Origin of the sequence: Paraburkholderia fungorum, from assembly GCF_902833645.1 — a bacterium.
GTDB classification, from domain to species: domain Bacteria; phylum Pseudomonadota; class Gammaproteobacteria; order Burkholderiales; family Burkholderiaceae; genus Paraburkholderia; species Paraburkholderia fungorum.
The window spans coordinates 119,092-136,456 of the sequence record NZ_CADFGE010000011.1; the positions used below are offsets into that span (position 1 = coordinate 119,092).

Below are 17,365 nucleotides of genomic sequence, written 5' to 3' on the forward strand. Positions count from 1 at the left end.
CAGTTATCTTCTGCGTGCCGCTTTTCGATGTCGCTTCGCATCGCGCGTCGCATCAATTCGGCGCCTGCGCCGCGGGCTTGCAGGCCACCGGCAGCACGGTTGGGTCCAAAGAGCCGAATATTTTAGCAAACTATTTGCGCGCTTAGCCGGGATTCGACAATTGCGCGCGTTTTTATCGGTGTTGGAACCGCTTTTGAGGCTGTTTTTCACCTGTTTGCGATTCGCCGGTAACTCTTACGTCTGCCCTTGCGCTTAGCCTGCCCGTTTCAAGTCCGGTTGCAATGGTGCGCGTGCAGTTTGACGGCACTTTCCAGCGGCTTACCGGCTCACTGGCCAACGCGCGCCGGCAAGGCCCGCCGATTCGCCAGCCGCACCTGGCGCACCTGGCGCAACTGGCGCAACTGGCGCACCTGCCGCCCGCGCCGCGCCCGTGCTTTCCGTGCGCGCTCCCATGGACGATTCCGGCTATGCCGTTCGACATATTCAGTCCACGCGCCCATGCTGATAAGCTAACGGACGCGCTCGGGGCTGCGCGCTCATCCGATCAATTCACCCGCCCTCGCAACGACTCCAACCATTCAGAGACACCATGCCGAATTTGCCGTCCTCGCCTGTCGTCGTCATTGCTCCCGATTCCTTCAAAGGTTCGCTCAGCGCGGAACAGGTCGCGCAGGCGATTGCGTCCGGCATCCAGCGCGCCCGGCCGGACGCCAGCGTGCGTATCTGCCCGATGGCCGACGGGGGCGAAGGCACGCTCGACGCCATGCTCACAAGCGGCGGCGAACGCCGCAAGCTGAGCGTGCGCGGCGCGGCCGGTCCGGTGCGCGAGGCACTGACAGGCCTGCTGGCGGATGGCAGCGCGATCATCGAAACAGCGGAAATCGTCGGCATTACCGATCCGGTCGGCATGGGCGTGCCGGTCGAGGCGCGCAGCACCCGCGGCATGGGCGAAGCGATTCGCGCCTTGCTCGACGCCGGCGTGCGGCGCTTTTTCGTCGCGCTCGGCGGCAGCAGCACGAACGACGGGGGCGCCGGCTTGCTGGCCGGCCTCGGCCTGAGACTTTTCGACGCGCAAGACAAGGAGCTCGACGCCACGCCGGAGCAGCTCGCTCGTGTGGCACGCCTTGACGTATCGCAACTGGACGCCCGCCTCGCGGACACGCAGTTCGTCGGCATGTCCGATGTGGACAATCCGCTGACCGGCGATCACGGCGCGACCGCGGTGTTCGGACCGCAAAAGGGCGTCAAGCCGGAACAGGTTGCTTCGATCGACGCCGCCCTCGCCCGCTTCGCCGATCTGCTCGAGGCGGCGCTGGGGCGCACGGCGCGCGACCAGCCTGGCGCGGGCGCGGCCGGTGGTCTCGGTTTCGCGCTGCACATGCTGGGCGCGCAGTTCGAGCCGGGCGCGGAAACCGTCGCGCGGCAGATCGGTCTGGACGCCGCGCTTGAAGGCGCGAACTGGCTGATCACCGGCGAAGGACGCTCGGACGTGCAAACGCTGCACGGCAAGGCGCCGTTCATCGCGTGCCGTCATGCGCAGGCTGCGGGTGTGCCGGCCACGTTGCTGTCCGGCGCGGTCGACTCCGCGGCGCTGCCGCGCCTCGCCGAATACTTCAGTGGCTGCTTCTCGCCGGCGCCCGGGCCGATCACGCTCGACGTCGCAATACGCGATGCGGCGCGCCTGCTGGCCGACGAAGCCGAACAGTTGACGCGTTTGAAGTACGGCGCGCGTTGACCGGAGGGGACGGTTGCGGCAACAATCACAGCGCCACAACCGCGCCACTTATCACGGGACAACCATGAAGGCCTCCGCCAAAGCCGGACTCGAGCAGTTCCTGACGTACCGTCTGCATGTCCTGAACAAACTCGCCGAGCGTGGCATTAGCGTGCGCTATCAGGACAAACTCGGTGTGACGTTGCCTGAAGCGCGGGTGATTGCATCGGTGGGCTCGTTCGGACCGTTTTCAATCATGGACCTGGCGCGGCACGCCAACCTCGACAAGAGCCAGGCGAGCCGCGCGGCTGAGGCATTGATCAGGCAGGGACTGGTGAAACGCGAGCCGAGCGCCGAAGACGGCCGCGTCGTGCTGGTGTCGCTAACCCCCGAAGGCCGCGCGCTCTATCGCAAGGTGATGCCGATCGCGCGCAAGTGGAACGGGGATATGTTCGACTGCCTCGACGAACAGGAAAAACTCGCGTTCGGTCAGGCGCTCGACAAGATCATCGAGACAATTTCCGTCCACGAAGGGTAAGCAAGGGCATGACGTCCCGTCAGTGCTTTGCGGGGCCTTGAGCGTGGGCGTTGTCGCGGCCTGCATCGCCAGCTGTAGCGCTTGCCGGGTCTGATCCGCCAGACACCCCGCCTGCCGATCCACCAGCGGCGCCCGCGTCACCGGTTCCGGCCGCTCCGCCCGTTGCACCCGCTCCGCCACCGGCCACACCGCCAGGCTGAGCCTGAACGCCACGCGCTAGCCGCCAGGCAATCGCACCCAGCGAGCCGACAGCCAGCAGCAAGGCCGCCCACAACATGTAGCGCCGCGTCGCGTCGGGGTCTTTACCCGACGCCTGCGCATCATCTCCTAGCTCAACAGGAAGCGCCTCACCCAGTCTCGCGGTGGCAGCAACCGATGACGCTCCCATCAACAGATCCGCCCGGCTCAGCGCCGACGACACCGCGGCCGCGCTCCCCACCGCCAGCGTGAAAGGCGGGGCGCCACGCGCGACGAAGGTGAGCGTCGCCGGACGCCAGCCCGCGGCGACGGTCAACGTGCCGCTTCCCAAACCGCCATTGCGCGTATCGACCACCACTCGCCATTGACGATCCGTGTCAGGGGCCATCTCAAGCGATGGATTGCTTTGCTCCACCGCGCCGTTGTGCAAACGGAACAGCGTCGCGCCCGATACCTCTCGCCAGGCCGCCTCCAGCCCCGCACGCGAGTAGACGACGGCGGGCGCCACGGTATTCGGCTGTGGCAGGTTCAGGCGCAAACGATCGACGGGATAAGGGCCGCCGGTCTCGAAGAAATATTCGCCGTCTTTCGGACCCGCGCGGGCAACGATGCCGACGCGCCATTCCCGTTGAGTATCCGCGCTCCGCGCGCTATCGGCGCCGGCCGCCTGGAGCTGGGCATCGATCGATTCGATGTAGGGCGCGCCGTCGAGCCAGTGCAAACGCAGATAACGCGCGCGCATGCCGGTGAGCTCGATACGGTCCTGGCTCAGCGTGCTGCCGTTGTAGCTCACCTTGAGCAGTTGCGCTTCGCCGGCGGGTTGCCAGCTGCGCAGATCGTCACTCGATTCGACGCTGACACGCCCCTGGTAGTTGTCATCGCGCACATGGACGACCAGTGCATCGATCCGGGCGCCGCCCCGCGTCTCGCGCGCGAGATCGATCAGCTCGGCGTCCTGCTGCTCGCGTGACGGTGGTGCGGAGGTTGCACGCAGCGACCCGTCGGCGGCAATCGTCACGCCGAGTGGCGCGCGGGTTCCGCCCGGCGCGGCGGACGGCAACGGAAACCAGCGCACCGGGCGCAAGGTAGCCGGCGCCCGGGAGGGCTCCCGTGGCGCGTCGAGAGAATACGGTACGGGCTCGCCCGCACCATTGAACACGCGCACATCGCCGAGATCGCCGCGCTGGCTGGCGGCGTACACGGCAGCCGGAAGCGTCACGCTGTAATAGGGGGCGCCGCTTTCGAGTTCAAGCGCAAAGCGCTGCGCGAACCTATCCGCCGCCACGGCCGCCGTCGACAACCACGCTGACGAGATCGCAAGACACCACCCCGCCGCTATCAGGACACGCTTCATTGCTCAGCTTCCAGAACCACTGCTTTGGGCGGCAACGGCGAGAAGTAACCGATCAGCAGCAACATCAGGCCAATACCGATGAACGATACGATCCGCTCGATACCGGTCACGTGTGACAGATCGAACAGGAACAGCTTGACGACAGTGGCTGCCAGCAGCGCGCCGCCGATGAACCAGAAAATCCGGCTGGCTCGCCTCGTCGCCCAGATCATCATAGCCAATGCGCAGACGGTCCAGAATACCGAGACCGAAGCTTGCACGAGCATCGAGTGCGACATGTCGTCGAGCTGGTATGGCACGCCGATCCAATGATGCAGCGTGCGCAGCAGCATCGCGTTGAGCCAGACGAATCCGGTCGCGCCGACCGCTACCTGCAACGGCACACGATATTCGCCGATCGGCACACCGAGGCGGTTGATGCGGATGAGCCACAACGCCGCCAATGCAAAGATCACCGCCTGCACCAGGTCGAGCGGATTGAGCAGCGGCAAGCGCGCCCACGCGCCGCCATCCTGTGTCAGGTTCGCATAGAACGTCCACATCCACATTACCAGCACAAGCGGCGTCGAGGCGATCGCGCACACCCGCACGATGCTGTCGCGGCGCGCAACCCACAACCCCGCAAAGGCAAACGCACTCCAGCCAACCAGAAACACCTGCTGGAAATTGAACGACGCCAGCACCGCATCGATATCGTACGCTGCATGGAAATGATGATGCAGCGTACGCAGCAGCAACGCGTTGAACCACAGGAACAGGGTCGCGAGCACCGCATAGTCGAAGGCTCGCGGATGCCAGTACACGCCCAGTGCGCGCAGGCGCCGCAGCCATACGGCACAGGCGACAAGCGCGAGGATCTGCGCGACGTCCAGCGGATTGAGAATCGGCAGCCAGAAGAGCGGCGCGGCACTGCCGTCGCTCGTCACGCTCACGATGCTCCACACCCATAGCAGGACGGCGAGCGGCGCGGCGCCCCATACCTGATACGCCTGCAAGAACCGCGCGACCGGCCAGCGCAAACGATGCCCGACGCCCGCCATCATCAGCAGCAGAATGCCAAAGCCGTACGCCCACGCGCTCCAGCTCCATGCGCCTTCCGGCACGTACGCACGCAAGCCCCAATAGCCTTCGAGGGCGACGAGCGCGGCGGCTGTCCAGAACATCAGCACATGCAGGACGGCAAGCACCCGGTCGCTAATGTCGCGCTGCTGATGCCACAGCAGCGCGTAGGCGGCAACCGCGACAACCGCGCTGACCAGCCAGCCGTAACCGCTGACCGGCGCCATGCTCAACATGAACAGACTCAATGTCAGCAAAGCGAGCACCGGCATGAGTGCCAGCGCAGGCAGTTCGGCAAGCGGCCAACGCAGCTTGCGGTGCGCGCCGTGCGCAAGCCACGCGGTTAGAACGGCGAACAGCGCGATGACGGCGGTCTCGAACCGATCGCGGTCGTACGCAAGATGCGCCTGCGCGTACGCGTGGATTTCGTGCAGCCCTCCACAGATCCACCACAACAGTCCCCACACCCCGGCGACGAGGCCGATCTGCGGCATCCATGCGTGCCACGCGCCCGCTTCGCTGCGGCCATGCAAGCGCCATCCCGTGAATATGCCCGCGATCGCAATCAGCACAGTCGCAATGTACGCGCCGTTCAGGACCGGCCATGCATGCGCGCTGCCGATCTGCGCGTACGTGCCGACAGCATACGCGGCCGCCGCGGCCAGTTGCATCAGCAGCCCAAAGCCGAAGGCACTCAGGCGCCGTTGGCGCACCGCGAGCCACGTGATCGCGGCGCCTTCGATGGCCCAGGTCGCGCTGGTGGTCGGTCCGGTGAAAGCGAGCGGCACGGCGAGTGTGGCGAAGATCACGGCCAGCGCGAGCATCGCTTCGAACATCATGCCGAGGCGCGCGCGCCGCGGCGCCAGCCAGCCCGCGACCGCCAGGTAGAAAGCAGCCAGCGCGACCGCGCTCCACGCCAGACCGAATTCGGTGCCCTTCATCAGGGCCGCTTGCAGACCGATCGCGACGAGCGGCGTGCCGAACACCAACGTACCGTCGACGTAATGCTTGAGTGCGATCTCACGGCGCAGCCCATAGAGCAACGCGATGCCGACATACATCAGGAAAAACAGAATCAGGAACGGCTCCGTGCTGGCCAGCAATTCAGGCCGGTAAGCGGTCACGCCCCACGCGGCGCCGATCGAGAACGTGAACACGAAACCAAGCAGATTCAGGGGCCGCCACGCCTTGAACCACGCAATCGCGAAAATACCTGCGTTGAGTAGCGCGTAGTAGCTGAACAGCATCACGTGACTACCACCGCCCGTCGACAGGAGTAGCGGCGCGAGGAAGCCGCCCGCACTCCCCATGAAGGCCAACGACGATGCGTTCTGGCGCACCGCCAGAAATGCGCTCAGGCCGCAGATCGCGATCATCAACGGCAAGGCGGCGCCTGCCGGCAGCAGATGATAGAGCCGGGTTGCGGCGAACACGGTCAGATAAAGCGCGCCGACGCCGCCGCCCTGCAAGATCAGCCCGTACGCTCCGCGACGCTCGCCAATGCGCCACCCGAGCCCGAGCAGGACGGTCGCGGCGAGCGCCACGCCGGCCAGGCGGAATTCGATCGGCAACAGACTGTTGTCCGCGGCGTATTTGAGCAGGAACGCAATGCCGAAGAACAGCACGACGATGCCGACCCGCACAACCGTGTTGCCGCCAAATAGCCAGTCGCGAGCGCTTTTGAAGAGGCGTTCGACGAGACCGGGACCGCGCGGAGGCGCGGGCGGAGTTTGCGCGGGTATCGGTGACTCGGTAGACGGCGACAACGCTGCGGGGTTGTGCGGCTGGCCATCCAGCGTGCCCGCTACGGCCGATCCGCTCAATGCAAGCGCTGCGGCCGGCTCCTGCGGCGTGACTGCGCTGGCGCTCACCGTCGGGCGCACGGCTGTCGGCTGCGGCGGCGTGACTGCACGCTCGCGAGGCGGCTGCTGCCCCGCTGCGGGCGGTATCGCGTAAGGATGCGATGCGAGCGTGTCAGGACCCCGCCCGGACAACGTCGACTCACCATCCTCACTCGCGGTCGCCGACGCGCCGGTAACGCCGGCGCGCAATTCCCGTATCTCACCGCGCAGAACGACAATCTCCTGCTCCAGTCGCTCGACGCGCGCAGCGAGTTCGCTGGATGGGCTGCCGGCCGGGTAGTTCAGGTTATCGGACGCAGCCGGTTTGGACACGGGGTCGCTTACGGGCCGTGCAGACTGCTTTTGGAGCAGACTTGCGAGCGCAACGCCAGCCATCCCCCCCGCCAATGCACCGAAACCCATCGAGAAATCGTTCGACACGGCGGCTACTATCCCGATCACCGCGCCGATCAGGGCAAATATCACGCTCATCGCATGCCTCTTTTATTGTCTTCAACTGCGAGATCCGTTTGTCGCACGGATTAATCCGAAGCCATTGCGCCAGCAAACCAGCGAAAATCGGCGCGCAGAATACCATGTAAGTCGAGTTGCGAACCACGCTTTTGAAGCGCTGCGTGAACGAAATCAAATGGCGGTACCTATTCACCAACGCATATCTCTTTTTCGCCAACTTTTTTGCCAGTTTTTTTGCTAACTTTACACGGCTTTTTTTCGCAGGATTAATCCGGGGAGGGCTACCGGCGATTAGCGGAGGCCCGCGCGGATGCGCCGACCGTCGTGGTTCAAACACGTGTGAGCCACGCCCGGCCTAAGCGGACCCAAGCAGCCATTTCTTAATCCATGCGTTCAATGCCGATCACGTGCGAATTAACAATCCACACAATATGCATCGCAACGGATGCCGCATGAATTCAGGCACAGCGCGCTGAACATCCGATTGTCTGGACAAATCCGGCAGCCGCTCTCACCTACGCCCGCATCCATATTGTTTAGCAGATTAACTGCGTTTAACGCCTTTGCCACACTTCCAGAGCGGCAGGTCTGCCCAAACCGCCAGGTTCGCGGCAAGCCATCAACCATGTCAAAATTCGGGATCGGCCTACAGGCCTTCTATCACCCCATTTCATCCAGGGAAGCTTCAGTGGACATCAACAAACAGGTAGCGGCCCTCACCGCCTCAGAACTTCAAACCGCCGGCGCGAGCCAGGCGACGGCGATCGCCGTCAGTGTGCTGCTGCGCCATCTGCGCTCTCCCGAATTGGTCAAGCTGTTGTCGTCGGCGTTCGAAAACCACCAGGCGGTCATGCTGCAAACGCCGTGGCCCGATCCGATGCTGCACGCGTTCGATTCGACTCGCCGCTTTCTCGAAGGCGCCGCACAAGCCGAACTGCCGGGCACGCAAACCGAACCGCCGTCGGCCGCGCCGGACGCCTGAGCGCTGCCGGACACGCGCCGTTCGATACACGTCGAGTGAAAAACAAAAAACCCCGTCAGTCCAAAGACTTAACGGGGTTTTCTGCTACCTTTCCGCTACATACGGATGGTGCGAGGGAGGGGACTCGAACCCCTACACCCTTGCGGGCGTCAGGACCTAAACCTGGTGCGTCTACCAATTTCGCCACCCTCGCAGCCGGGCAAAGCGCTGCGCGTTCTGCCCGATGTCCTGCATGCTCATGAGCGCGTCAAAATCCGCGCCCGAAAGCGTAAGCGCGAGATTCTAACCGATTGATTCGCGCTTGTCTGCATTTGCTCATGCATCTGTCCAACAAGCGTCGATGCTACAATTTTTGGCTAAACCCGCGCACCTCGTGCCCTCTACGCCGCCCTTCCCCACATTCCAATCCCGTGAATTTCGACGAATATTGCCAGCAGAAAGCGGCGCCGCCCGGATCGAGCACCTACTATGCGCTTCGGCGGGCACCCGCGGCAAGCCAGCCGCTCCTGACCGCGCTGTTCGCGCTGCGCCGCGAATTCGAGGAAACCGTAAAAGAAGTCAGCGATCCGGCAATCGGCCGCACCAAACTCGCGTGGTGGCAAAACGAGCTCGCCGCGCTGGCTGCGGGCTCGCCGTCGCATCCGGTTTCAAAGGCACTGGCAGCCTATCTGCCCGATGTGCAGGCCGCCTATCCGGAGTTGCAGGCGTTGCTCGCCGGCTTCGAAATGGACCTCGACCAGGCACGCTATCTCGACTACCCGAATCTGCGGCGCTATGTGCAGGGCGTGGGCGGCACCTTTGCATCGCTGGTCGCGCGCGCGACGGCAAAAAACGCCGCAGAGGCGTCAAGCTGGGCGGCACCGCTCGGCGAAGGGCTGCAGCTTGCCCAGTTCGTTGTCGAAACCGGCAATGACGCACGTCACGGCCGCATCTATATTCCGGTCGATGAAATGCAGCGCTTTAACGTCACTGCCGCCGACCTGATCAACCGGAAATATTCCGACGCTTTTACCGAGCTGATGCGCTTCGAAACCAGGCGGGCTCGCGATGCGGTGCGGGCAGCACTCGCCGCCATGCCCGCGCATGAGCGACGCACGCAGCGCACGTTGGTCGCGCAAGCGGCACTCGCTCTCGCACTGCTGGATGAGATCGAACGTGACGGTTATCACGTACTGCATCAACGCATTGCATTGACGCCGATCCGCAAGCTCTGGCTTAGCTGGCGCGCCAGGTAAGCGGACAAACGGACAAATGGACAGACGGGCAAGCGAACCACCGGCCCACACGAACGGCCGCCGCGTCATGCTGGGAAGCGCGCACGGTCCCTTGTCAGACGCGCAGTAAGGGCAGCGGCTCGAACCGCTGCTGCAGGATCGCGGACGAATCGAGCCCCCACCAGGGGCCGAGCACCGTCGCATAGAGTTGCTGAAAATCGATGCCGACCGGCAAGTTGCCATTGCCGTCCAGGCGCGCGAGCACCGGCGGCACGCCGTACAAACCGCCCCGCACCCGCCCGCCCATCACGAAATGCGGCGCCACGGTGCCGTGGTCCGTGCCGTTGCTCTGGTTCTCACGCGGGCGCCGGCCAAACTCGGCATAGGTCATCACCAGCGTCTCATTCCAGCGGCCGAGCTCCATTAGCGCCGACTTCATCGACGCAAACCCTTCGGCCAATTGCTTGAGCAGCGCCGCTTGCTGGCCGGGCTGGTTCTGGTGCGTATCGAACCCGTTCAACGTCAGACGGATCACGGCGACGCCTTGTCCATTACGCGGCTGCCCTTGCGGCGTATCGCCAGCGGCGAGCACCTGCATTGCCGTCCTGATCGAACTGCCAAACGCACCGCCGGGAAACGTCGTCTTCAATTGCGCCTGAGCTTGCGTAGGACGCAGACGGTCAGCGGCTTTCACGATATCGTTCTCGACGTCGAGAATATGCGCCAGCTCCGGATTACGCTCGTGCAGCGACACCGGCGTTGCGAGGCGCGAGGCTCTGACGAATTGCTCGGGATTGACCAGCGCGATCGCGCGCGCGCCGTTGGCGAACGGCCCCATTTCGGCGCTGCCGATCACCACGCCGTCGGCGGCAAAACCGGTAGGTACCGGCGTCTGCGCGAACGCACGGGTAAGCCAGCCCTCGCGCAGGTATTGGTCCGAACGCGACGCGGTGTCCCAGATTTCGATCGAACGGAAATGCGACAGGTTCGGTTGCGCGTAGCTCACGCCCTGCACGATCGCCAGTTGGCGGCTTTGCCAAAGCGGCATCAGCGGCTGCAACGACGGATGCAAGGCGGTGCGCTCGTCGAGCTGAATTGCCTGCTCGCGTTTGATGCCGATATTTTTTCGCAGCTGATAGTAAGTGGGATCGGCAAACGGAATCACGGTATTCAAACCGTCGTTACCGCCCTTCAGTTCGACGAGAATCAGCAGGTTGCTGTATCCGCGATTCGCTGAGCCGCCGGGCGTTGCCATCTGCGCACCGAAGGCGCGCGGCAACCAGAGCGTTGCGCTGGCGGCCGCGCCCATCGAGAGAAAGCTGCGTCGTTTCATCCTGCACCTCGTTCGCTTGTCATGGCGCGCGTCGGGTCGCCTTCGACGGATCGCTGGTTCGCGTGCCCGATCCGGGTTAAACGGTTGAGCGGCTCGATTCCGTCGCCTGCCGCAGTCGCTTACCTCAACCCATAAGCTCGCTGCTCATTTCAACTCTCATTTCAACTGATAAGCCGGGTCCATCAGCAACGCCTCCAGATAAGCACTGGCGGCCGAATCGGTAGCAATGGCATCGACCGGCGTGAGCGGCAACACCGCATGCTGCAGTTGCAGCTCCACCGACAACCCCGGCTTGGCCGTCGGCGCGGCGTTGTATTGCGCAAGCCATGTGCCGATATCAAAGCGTACGCCACCTTGGGCTGGCTGGCCGACTCGCGCCATCGCGCGCTGCATCTGCGGATTCGCCTGCATCTTGCCGGGTACGCCGCTTGCCGCGATCTTGGGGTTCATCGGATTGCCGGTACGCCGCGGGCCGGCGGTTTCGGTCGCGCGAAACAGTTGCTCGACGAATTGCTTGCGGGCAAGCAAGGTCGAACTATTGATCCATATCGTGCCGCCCGGCCACCCTTTGACGTTTGGCGGATAGAACAGGTTCTCGCCGAGCGTGCGGATCTCCGCGGCGAACGGCGCCGTGTTGTCATAGCCGATATCGAACGCGCGCAGGGTCCCCACGACGAACTCCGCCGGCGATTTCACCAGCACGCCGCGATCGTTGTCGTCCCAGAACGCGTCGCTCATGAAGAGGCCGCGCAGCGCGACCTTGATATCGTAATGACTCGCGCGAAACTGCGCGGCGATCGGTGCGATGCGGGCGGGATCGGGGGTATCGGAGACAAACTCGCGCCACAGCCTGGTCGTGACGAAGGTCGCGGTTTCAGGCCGCGCGAGGAGGATGTCGAGCACCTGATCGCCGTCGAACGGACCGCTTTGCCCCAGCACGGTCTTGTTACTGTCGTCGTGCTGGTTGGCGCGCCATACATACGCGTGCGTGTCGGGGTCGAGGCCCCACCCCGTGTAGGCACGCGCGGCTTCCGATACGTCGCGCTGCGTGTAATGCCCTTCGCCGAGCGTGAACAGCTCCATCACCTCGCGCGCGAAGTTTTCGTTGGGTTTGCCCTTGCGATTGCTCGCGCCATCCAGGTATTGCAGCATCGCCGGATCTTTCGCGACGTCGTGCAACAGTTCGCCGAAGTTGCCGAGCGCGTCGCGGCGCAACAGCATATTCTGCTGCGCCATCTCCTGCGGATACGCGACCTTGTCCTGCCCCGACGTGAAGTGGTTGTGCCAGAAGAGCGTCATGCGTTCGGTCAGCGGCGACGGCGTGCTCAACATCTCCCGCACCCACCATGCACGTAATATTTCGTAACGCTGGCCGCGCTGCCGCTGCTCGTCACGGCGTTGATCGTCCGTCCACGTCTTGCGGATGTCGCGTGTCGGGATCGGCTCGAGCACCCATTCAGGCAGCGGCGTCACGGCTTCGGTTCGGACTGCGGCCAGTACTTTGTCGACGGCCTGCTCGCGCGTGAGTCCAACGTATTGCGCGAGCTCGCCGCTATCGGGCGCGAAACCGACTCGAGTCAGGAAGAAGCGCGCATCATCGGCGTCGAGAATGTCCTGTTCGGCGGGGGCAACGGAGGACGCGGCAGACGCCGCACGATGCCTGTTGTGGGGGACATGAGTGGCGCCCTGCTGCTCGGCCGGTGCCGACGCACACCAGGTCGCGGCTGCGAGCGCAGTGGCCGTCGCCGCTAGCCAGCGTCTACCCTTACCGCCTGTCAGCATGTTCATTATCGATTGTCCGGTTGAGCCGGTTGAGCCGGTTGAGGAGCGTCACGAAAAGGCGTTAGCGCGCACAAAAACCGCGCTGTGCTCTGGCAACACAACGGCAGATGGAAGGGGAAAGTTGACGGGGGAAGTGCAACGAATTCTTTCAGCCACGGCGAAAGCGCGACCGGACGCACCCCGAGCGGGCACGGAAATAGCTAGCGCTTGTAGAGTTCGCGGACAGCGTCTTCGATATGCTGCCGCAGCAGACGCCGTTCGTCGGGCGTCATATGACCATCACGGCGACGTTGATCAAGATCGGGGGGAACTGCTGTGCGCAGCATTGCATCTGAGGCGGGGCGCTCGACAGTGGGGCTGTGCCGGTTTGCTCTGGAATTGGCCTGCCTTGGCACGCGTTCGCTCGTCGCTCTCTCGGCCGAAGGCTGGGCGTGGGCGAACGTTGACCCGAGTGTGCCTGCAAGCGTCCCGGCTACCGCCAGTGCAATTACGCTTAGGCGCACATTCGGCCAAACCCCTCCCTTCATGTTGTTCCCTTCGTGGCGCGGCAACCGGCTACCTCAAATGCGTATACAGACCCCGGTAGCGAGCCGGGTGCGAGAGTTTTAGTCGAGTGAAGTATCCACCGAACAGCCGCATTCAGTAAAGGAGTCTACCTGCCGATGCTTTACGTCGTGCCACAGTGCGGGTAAATTTTGTAACTGACTGTAACTCCGAAAACGATGCAACCGCGCACCACTTTCTAATCGCGCTAAGATGCCGACCATGGAAACTAAAAACCCTTCGAAAATCCTCGTCGTCGACGACGATCCGCGCCTGCGCGATCTGCTGCGCCGCTACCTCGGTGAACAGGGCTTCAATGTCTATGTTGCCGAGAACGCGCCGTCCATGAACAAGCTCTGGGTGCGCGAGCGCTTCGACTTGCTGGTGCTCGATCTGATGCTGCCCGGCGAGGACGGCCTGTCGATCTGCCGTCGCCTGCGCGGCAGCAACGACCGTACGCCGATCATCATGCTGACGGCCAAGGGTGAAGACGTCGACCGTATTGTCGGGCTCGAAATGGGCGCCGACGACTATCTGCCCAAGCCGTTCAACCCGCGCGAACTGGTCGCGCGGATTCACGCGGTGCTGCGCCGCCAGTCGCCGTCGGAGCTGCCAGGCGCGCCGTCCGAGACCACCGAGGTGTTCGAGTTCGGCGAGTTCGCGCTGAATCTCGCCACTCGCACGCTCACCAAGGCCGGTCAGGAAATCCCGTTGACCACGGGTGAGTTCTCGGTGCTGAAGGTGTTTGCGCGCCATCCGCGCCAGCCGCTGTCGCGTGAAAAACTGATGGAACTGGCACGCGGTCGTGAATACGAAGTCTTCGACCGTAGTCTCGACGTGCAGATTTCGCGTCTGCGCAAGCTGATCGAACCTGATCCGGGCAGCCCGCGTTTCATTCAAACCGTCTGGGGTCTCGGCTACGTGTTCATTCCTGACGGTGCAGCCTGAGTTTGTTCTCACCTACAGTTTTTGATTTCAAATAAGAAGGGCCCATGCGGATCGACCGGCGCCTCCTGACGCTCGCGTTCGGCGGCCTTTTCTGGCGGACCTTTCTGTTGATCGCGCTGTTGATCGCAGTCAGTCTCGCCGCGTGGTTCCAGAGCTTTCGGGTGATCGAACGCGAGCCGCGCGCGCAGCGCGTGGCTTTACAACTGGTCGCCATCGTCAAGCTCACGCGCACCGCACTCCTCTATTCCGATCCCGACCTGCGGCGCGCCTTGCTGCAGGATCTGGAGAGCAATGAAGGGGTGCGCGTGTACCCGCGCGAAACCACCGACAAGTACAAACTCCAACCCGACGAGTCGCTGAACCGGCTGATCGAGCACGACATTCGCGGCCGTCTCGGCGACGACACGGTGATTGCGCAGAGCGTCAACGACATTCCCGGCGTCTGGATCAGCTTCAAGATCGACGACGACGATTACTGGGTGGCGCTCGACCGCGATCAACTGGACAACGCAACGGGCCTGCAATGGGCCGGCTGGGGGGTGTTCGCGCTGGCGCTCTCGCTGTTCGGCGCGGCCTTCATTACCAGTCTGGTGAACCGTCCGTTTGCCCGGCTCGCGATGGCTGCGCGCAAGGTCGGCTCGGGCCAGTCACCGGAGCCGCTGCCTGAGCGCGGCATGGGCGTGGCCGCCGAAACCAATCGCAGTTTCAACCAGATGGTGCAGGACCTCGAACAACTCGAGGCCGACCGCGCGCTCATGCTCGCGGGGATCTCCCACGATCTGCGCACCCCGCTTGCACGGCTGCGGCTGGAAACCGAGATGAGCCCGTCCGACCAAGCCACCAAAGACGCGATGGTGGACGACATCGAGCAGATGGACATGATCATCGGCCGGTTCCTCGATTACGCCCGCCCGGTACAGCGTGTGCCGGAACCGGTCGATCTGTCGGTGATCGCGGGCGAACTCGCGGCGCGGATGCAGAGCGAAGACAGCATGCGCCTGATCACGCGGCTCGCTCCGTCGGCGGTGATCGAGGCGGACGAGACCGATATGCGGCGGGTGGTTGGCAATCTGCTGGAAAACGCCCGCAAGTATGGCCTGAGCGACGGCGACGGCATCCCGCATGTGATTCTGGAAACGCGGGTGTCGCACTCCCGCGTCGAGTTGTCGGTGGTCGACGAAGGGCCCGGGATTCCCGAAGATCAGTTGTCCCTTGTCACGCGGCCCTTCTATCGCGTGAATTCGGCGCGCACCCAGGCAAACGGCACGGGCCTCGGCATGGCCATTGTGCAGCGGCTGGTAGGCCGTTATCGCGGCGCGCTGCGCCTGCGCAATCGCACGCCGGGTCCGGGGCTGGAGGTCACCATTGAATTTCCGCTCGCAAAAGGCGCTTGAATCCCACGAAGGAGCACTCGCATGAAAACCGTCGGCGATAAACTCGAAGCGTTCACCGTGACTGCCGCCAAGCCCGGTTTCAACGATTACGAAGAAAACGGCATGTCGGCGTTCGAAGAAATCACCGAACAGTCGTTTCCCGACAAGTGGAAAATTATCTATTTCTACCCGAAGGATTTCACGTTCGTGTGTCCGACGGAGATCGTTGAATTTGCCAGACTCGCGAAGGATTTTGAGGAGCGCGACGCCGTGCTGCTAGGCGGCAGCGTCGATAATGAGTTCGTCAAGCTGGCATGGCGCCGCGAGAACAAGGATCTGAACAAGCTCAACCACTATTCGTTCGGTGACGTGAAAGGCGAGTTGATCGACCAGCTTGGTGTGCGCGACAAGGAAGCCGGCGTGGCGCTGCGTGCGACGTTTATTGTCGATCCGGACAATACGATTCAGCACGTCTCGGTCAATAACCTGAACGTCGGCCGCAACCCGGCAGAGGTATTACGCCTGCTGGATGCACTGCAAACCTACGAAGAATGCGCTTGCAACCGCCCCGTGGGCGGATCGACGTTGTGATGCAATAGGTTCGATAAAAAACCCGCGGCGCCTGAAAAGCAGCAGCGGGTTTTACGAGGCCCATAAAATCTCACCCAACTCCTAGTTTTTAATCAACAAAACTACGGCCTGAGCTTCAATCCCTTCGCCACGGCCGAGATATCCCAACTTCTCATTCGTCTTGGCCTTAACGTTCACCCGCTCGACCGGCAGGTTAAGGTCCGCGGCGATGTTAATTCGCATTGCTTCAATGTGAGGCGCGAGCTTAGGCGCCTGAGCAACCACACTACTATCCACGTTAGCGATAGAAAATCCACCCGCCGTTACACGGGCAAAACACTCCCGCAGCAAAACCCGGCTATCCGCGCCGGCGAATTTAGCATCGGTATCGGAGAAATGACGCCCGATATCGCCCATTGCAGCAGCGCCAAAAATGGCATCGGTAATCGCATGCAGCAGCACATCCGCGTCCGAATGCCCGAGCAGGCCGCGTTCGTAAGGAATCGTCACCCCGCCAATAATCAACGGACGGCCCGGCACCAGCGCATGCACGTCATAACCCTGCCCAATTCTGAAATCCATATGCGTCAAGTCCATTCATTTAAATTCGATTAACCGCTCAGGAAGCCGAAGCCGGCCGGGACAGAATCGCTTCGGCCAGGTCGAAATCTTCCGGATAAGTGACCTTGAAGTTGCGCAAACTCCCCTGCACCAACCTGGGCGCATGACCCAGCCACTCGATCGCGCTCGCTTCGTCGGTCAGATCGTGACCGTCCGCCTGCGCGCGCAAAATGGCCTCGCGCAACATGCCGATGCGGAACATCTGGGGCGTCTGCGCCTGCCACAGGCCGTCGCGCGCCTCGGTGCGGGCAATCCGCCCGTCCGACGATCCGGCATCGATCCGCTTCAGGGTATCCGCAACCGGCAGCGCCATGATGCCGCCCACCGCGTCCTCCTTCAGCGCGGCGACCAGCGCGCGGATCAAGCCAGGCGTAATGCCGGGCCGCGCGGCGTCGTGCACCAGCACCCAGTCGTCGTCGTGCGCACCGAACTCGGCCAGCGCATGCAAGCCGTTCAGCACCGAGGCCTGGCGCGAGGCCCCGCCGGCGCGCCGCACGGCAAAACGCAGCCCACTGAAGCGGCGGGCGTCAAAGTGCTGGTCGTCTGGGGCAATGACGACCAGCGTTTGCGCAAACTCGCTGCAGGCGTCGAACGCCGCCAGCGAGTAATGCAACATGTCGCGACCGGCGACAGTGCGATATTGTTTGGGCATCGCGGCGCCGGAACGGCTGCCGGTGCCAGCGCACGGAATGAGGGCAAATAGACGGGAAGTCACGAGTGCGGATGCCGCGAAGTGAAAGTAAACGACGGATTTTATAATAGGTCCTTCGCATCTACGCCCCGACACGCGTAAACTTGCCGATCACGTGTGAGCCCGAGGC

Annotated in this window: 14 protein-coding genes and 1 tRNA gene; 7 read left to right on the forward strand and 8 right to left on the reverse strand. The window is 63.3% G+C overall.

What is annotated here, in order from left to right; all coding sequences use genetic code 11:
• Positions 1-589: 589 nt before the first annotated feature.
• On the forward strand, positions 590-1,735 hold the full coding sequence (locus tag HWX91_RS28975) for a glycerate kinase (RefSeq protein ID WP_028196591.1): 1,146 nt from the start codon (positions 590-592) through the stop codon (positions 1,733-1,735).
• A gap of 64 nt (positions 1,736-1,799) precedes the next feature.
• Entirely contained in the window at positions 1,800-2,252 is a 453-nt protein-coding gene (locus HWX91_RS28980; protein ID WP_028196592.1) for a MarR family winged helix-turn-helix transcriptional regulator, read from the forward strand.
• Positions 2,253-2,271: 19 nt separating this feature from the next.
• Here the strand turns inward: HWX91_RS28980 and HWX91_RS28985 are convergent, their stop codons facing one another.
• Together HWX91_RS28985 and HWX91_RS28990 are read right to left on the reverse strand one after the other, a co-directional pair.
• Complete coding sequence (locus HWX91_RS28985; RefSeq protein ID WP_028196593.1) at positions 2,272-3,804, reverse strand: DUF3999 domain-containing protein; 1,533 nt, start codon at positions 3,802-3,804, stop codon at positions 2,272-2,274.
• Positions 3,801-7,196 (reverse strand): DUF2339 domain-containing protein, encoded by a 3,396-nt coding sequence (locus HWX91_RS28990; protein ID WP_028196594.1) that lies wholly within the window; start codon positions 7,194-7,196, stop codon positions 3,801-3,803. The genes HWX91_RS28985 and HWX91_RS28990 overlap by 4 nt, the downstream gene beginning before the upstream one ends.
• Positions 7,197-7,866: 670 nt before the next feature.
• On the opposite strand from HWX91_RS28990, the gene HWX91_RS28995 reads away from it, so the two are divergent.
• Complete coding sequence (locus HWX91_RS28995; protein ID WP_028196595.1) at positions 7,867-8,160, forward strand: hypothetical protein; 294 nt, start codon at positions 7,867-7,869, stop codon at positions 8,158-8,160.
• Positions 8,161-8,266: 106 nt separating this feature from the next.
• Here HWX91_RS28995 and HWX91_RS29000 read toward each other — a convergent pair.
• Positions 8,267-8,353, reverse strand: a tRNA-Leu gene (locus tag HWX91_RS29000).
• Between the two features lie 217 nt (positions 8,354-8,570).
• Here HWX91_RS29000 and HWX91_RS29005 point away from each other — a divergent pair.
• The gene (locus HWX91_RS29005) at positions 8,571-9,395 is read left to right on the forward strand and encodes a squalene/phytoene synthase family protein (RefSeq protein WP_028196596.1); all 825 of its coding nucleotides are present in this window, start codon (positions 8,571-8,573) and stop codon (positions 9,393-9,395) included.
• A 94-nt stretch (positions 9,396-9,489) separates the two neighbouring features.
• Here HWX91_RS29005 and HWX91_RS29010 read toward each other — a convergent pair whose 3' ends face one another.
• From HWX91_RS29010 to HWX91_RS40925, 3 genes are all read right to left on the reverse strand, one after another.
• Entirely contained in the window at positions 9,490-10,707 is a 1,218-nt protein-coding gene (locus HWX91_RS29010) for a DUF1501 domain-containing protein (protein WP_028196597.1), read from the reverse strand.
• A gap of 156 nt (positions 10,708-10,863) precedes the next feature.
• Positions 10,864-12,495: a DUF1800 domain-containing protein gene (locus HWX91_RS29015; protein WP_081833057.1), complete on the reverse strand. Its 1,632-nt coding sequence runs from the start codon at positions 12,493-12,495 to the stop codon at positions 10,864-10,866.
• Between the two features lie 194 nt (positions 12,496-12,689).
• Positions 12,690-13,016, reverse strand: coding sequence for a hypothetical protein (locus HWX91_RS40925; protein WP_081833058.1), 327 nt, complete (start codon positions 13,014-13,016; stop codon positions 12,690-12,692).
• 229 nt (positions 13,017-13,245) lie between these two features.
• Between HWX91_RS40925 and ompR the strand changes: the two genes are divergently transcribed.
• The 3 genes from ompR to HWX91_RS29030 are packed head-to-tail and all read left to right on the forward strand — an operon-like array spanning position 13,246 to position 15,944.
• On the forward strand, positions 13,246-13,980 hold the full coding sequence (ompR, locus tag HWX91_RS29020; protein ID WP_006048917.1) for an osmolarity response regulator transcription factor OmpR: 735 nt from the start codon (positions 13,246-13,248) through the stop codon (positions 13,978-13,980).
• Between the two features lie 44 nt (positions 13,981-14,024).
• Entirely contained in the window at positions 14,025-15,374 is a 1,350-nt protein-coding gene (locus tag HWX91_RS29025; protein ID WP_028196599.1) for an ATP-binding protein, read from the forward strand.
• A gap of 21 nt (positions 15,375-15,395) precedes the next feature.
• On the forward strand, positions 15,396-15,944 hold the full coding sequence (locus HWX91_RS29030) for a peroxiredoxin (protein WP_028196600.1): 549 nt from the start codon (positions 15,396-15,398) through the stop codon (positions 15,942-15,944).
• Between the two features lie 81 nt (positions 15,945-16,025).
• On the opposite strand, the gene ispF is transcribed toward HWX91_RS29030, so the two are convergent.
• Positions 16,026-16,505: a 2-C-methyl-D-erythritol 2,4-cyclodiphosphate synthase gene (gene ispF / locus HWX91_RS29035; RefSeq protein ID WP_028196601.1), complete on the reverse strand. Its 480-nt coding sequence runs from the start codon at positions 16,503-16,505 to the stop codon at positions 16,026-16,028.
• Between the two features lie 37 nt (positions 16,506-16,542).
• Positions 16,543-17,259 (reverse strand): 2-C-methyl-D-erythritol 4-phosphate cytidylyltransferase, encoded by a 717-nt coding sequence (gene ispD / locus HWX91_RS29040; RefSeq protein WP_028196602.1) that lies wholly within the window; start codon positions 17,257-17,259, stop codon positions 16,543-16,545.
• Positions 17,260-17,365: the final 106 nt, after the last annotated feature.

Coding starts and splice junctions, on each gene's coding strand:
- HWX91_RS28975 (WP_028196591.1), top strand. CDS start 590: ATGCCGAATTTGCCGTCCTCGCCTGTCGTCGTCATTGCTCCCGATTCC.
- HWX91_RS28980 (WP_028196592.1), top strand. CDS start 1,800: ATGAAGGCCTCCGCCAAAGCCGGACTCGAGCAGTTCCTGACGTACCGT.
- HWX91_RS28985 (WP_028196593.1), bottom strand. CDS start 3,804: ATGAAGCGTGTCCTGATAGCGGCGGGGTGGTGTCTTGCGATCTCGTCA.
- HWX91_RS28990 (WP_028196594.1), bottom strand. CDS start 7,196: ATGAGCGTGATATTTGCCCTGATCGGCGCGGTGATCGGGATAGTAGCC.
- HWX91_RS29010 (WP_028196597.1), bottom strand. CDS start 10,707: ATGAAACGACGCAGCTTTCTCTCGATGGGCGCGGCCGCCAGCGCAACG.
- HWX91_RS29015 (WP_081833057.1), bottom strand. CDS start 12,495: ATGAACATGCTGACAGGCGGTAAGGGTAGACGCTGGCTAGCGGCGACG.
- HWX91_RS40925 (WP_081833058.1), bottom strand. CDS start 13,016: ATGAAGGGAGGGGTTTGGCCGAATGTGCGCCTAAGCGTAATTGCACTG.
- ompR (WP_006048917.1), top strand. CDS start 13,246: ATGCCGACCATGGAAACTAAAAACCCTTCGAAAATCCTCGTCGTCGAC.
- HWX91_RS29025 (WP_028196599.1), top strand. CDS start 14,025: ATGCGGATCGACCGGCGCCTCCTGACGCTCGCGTTCGGCGGCCTTTTC.
- HWX91_RS29030 (WP_028196600.1), top strand. CDS start 15,396: ATGAAAACCGTCGGCGATAAACTCGAAGCGTTCACCGTGACTGCCGCC.
- ispF (WP_028196601.1), bottom strand. CDS start 16,505: ATGGATTTCAGAATTGGGCAGGGTTATGACGTGCATGCGCTGGTGCCG.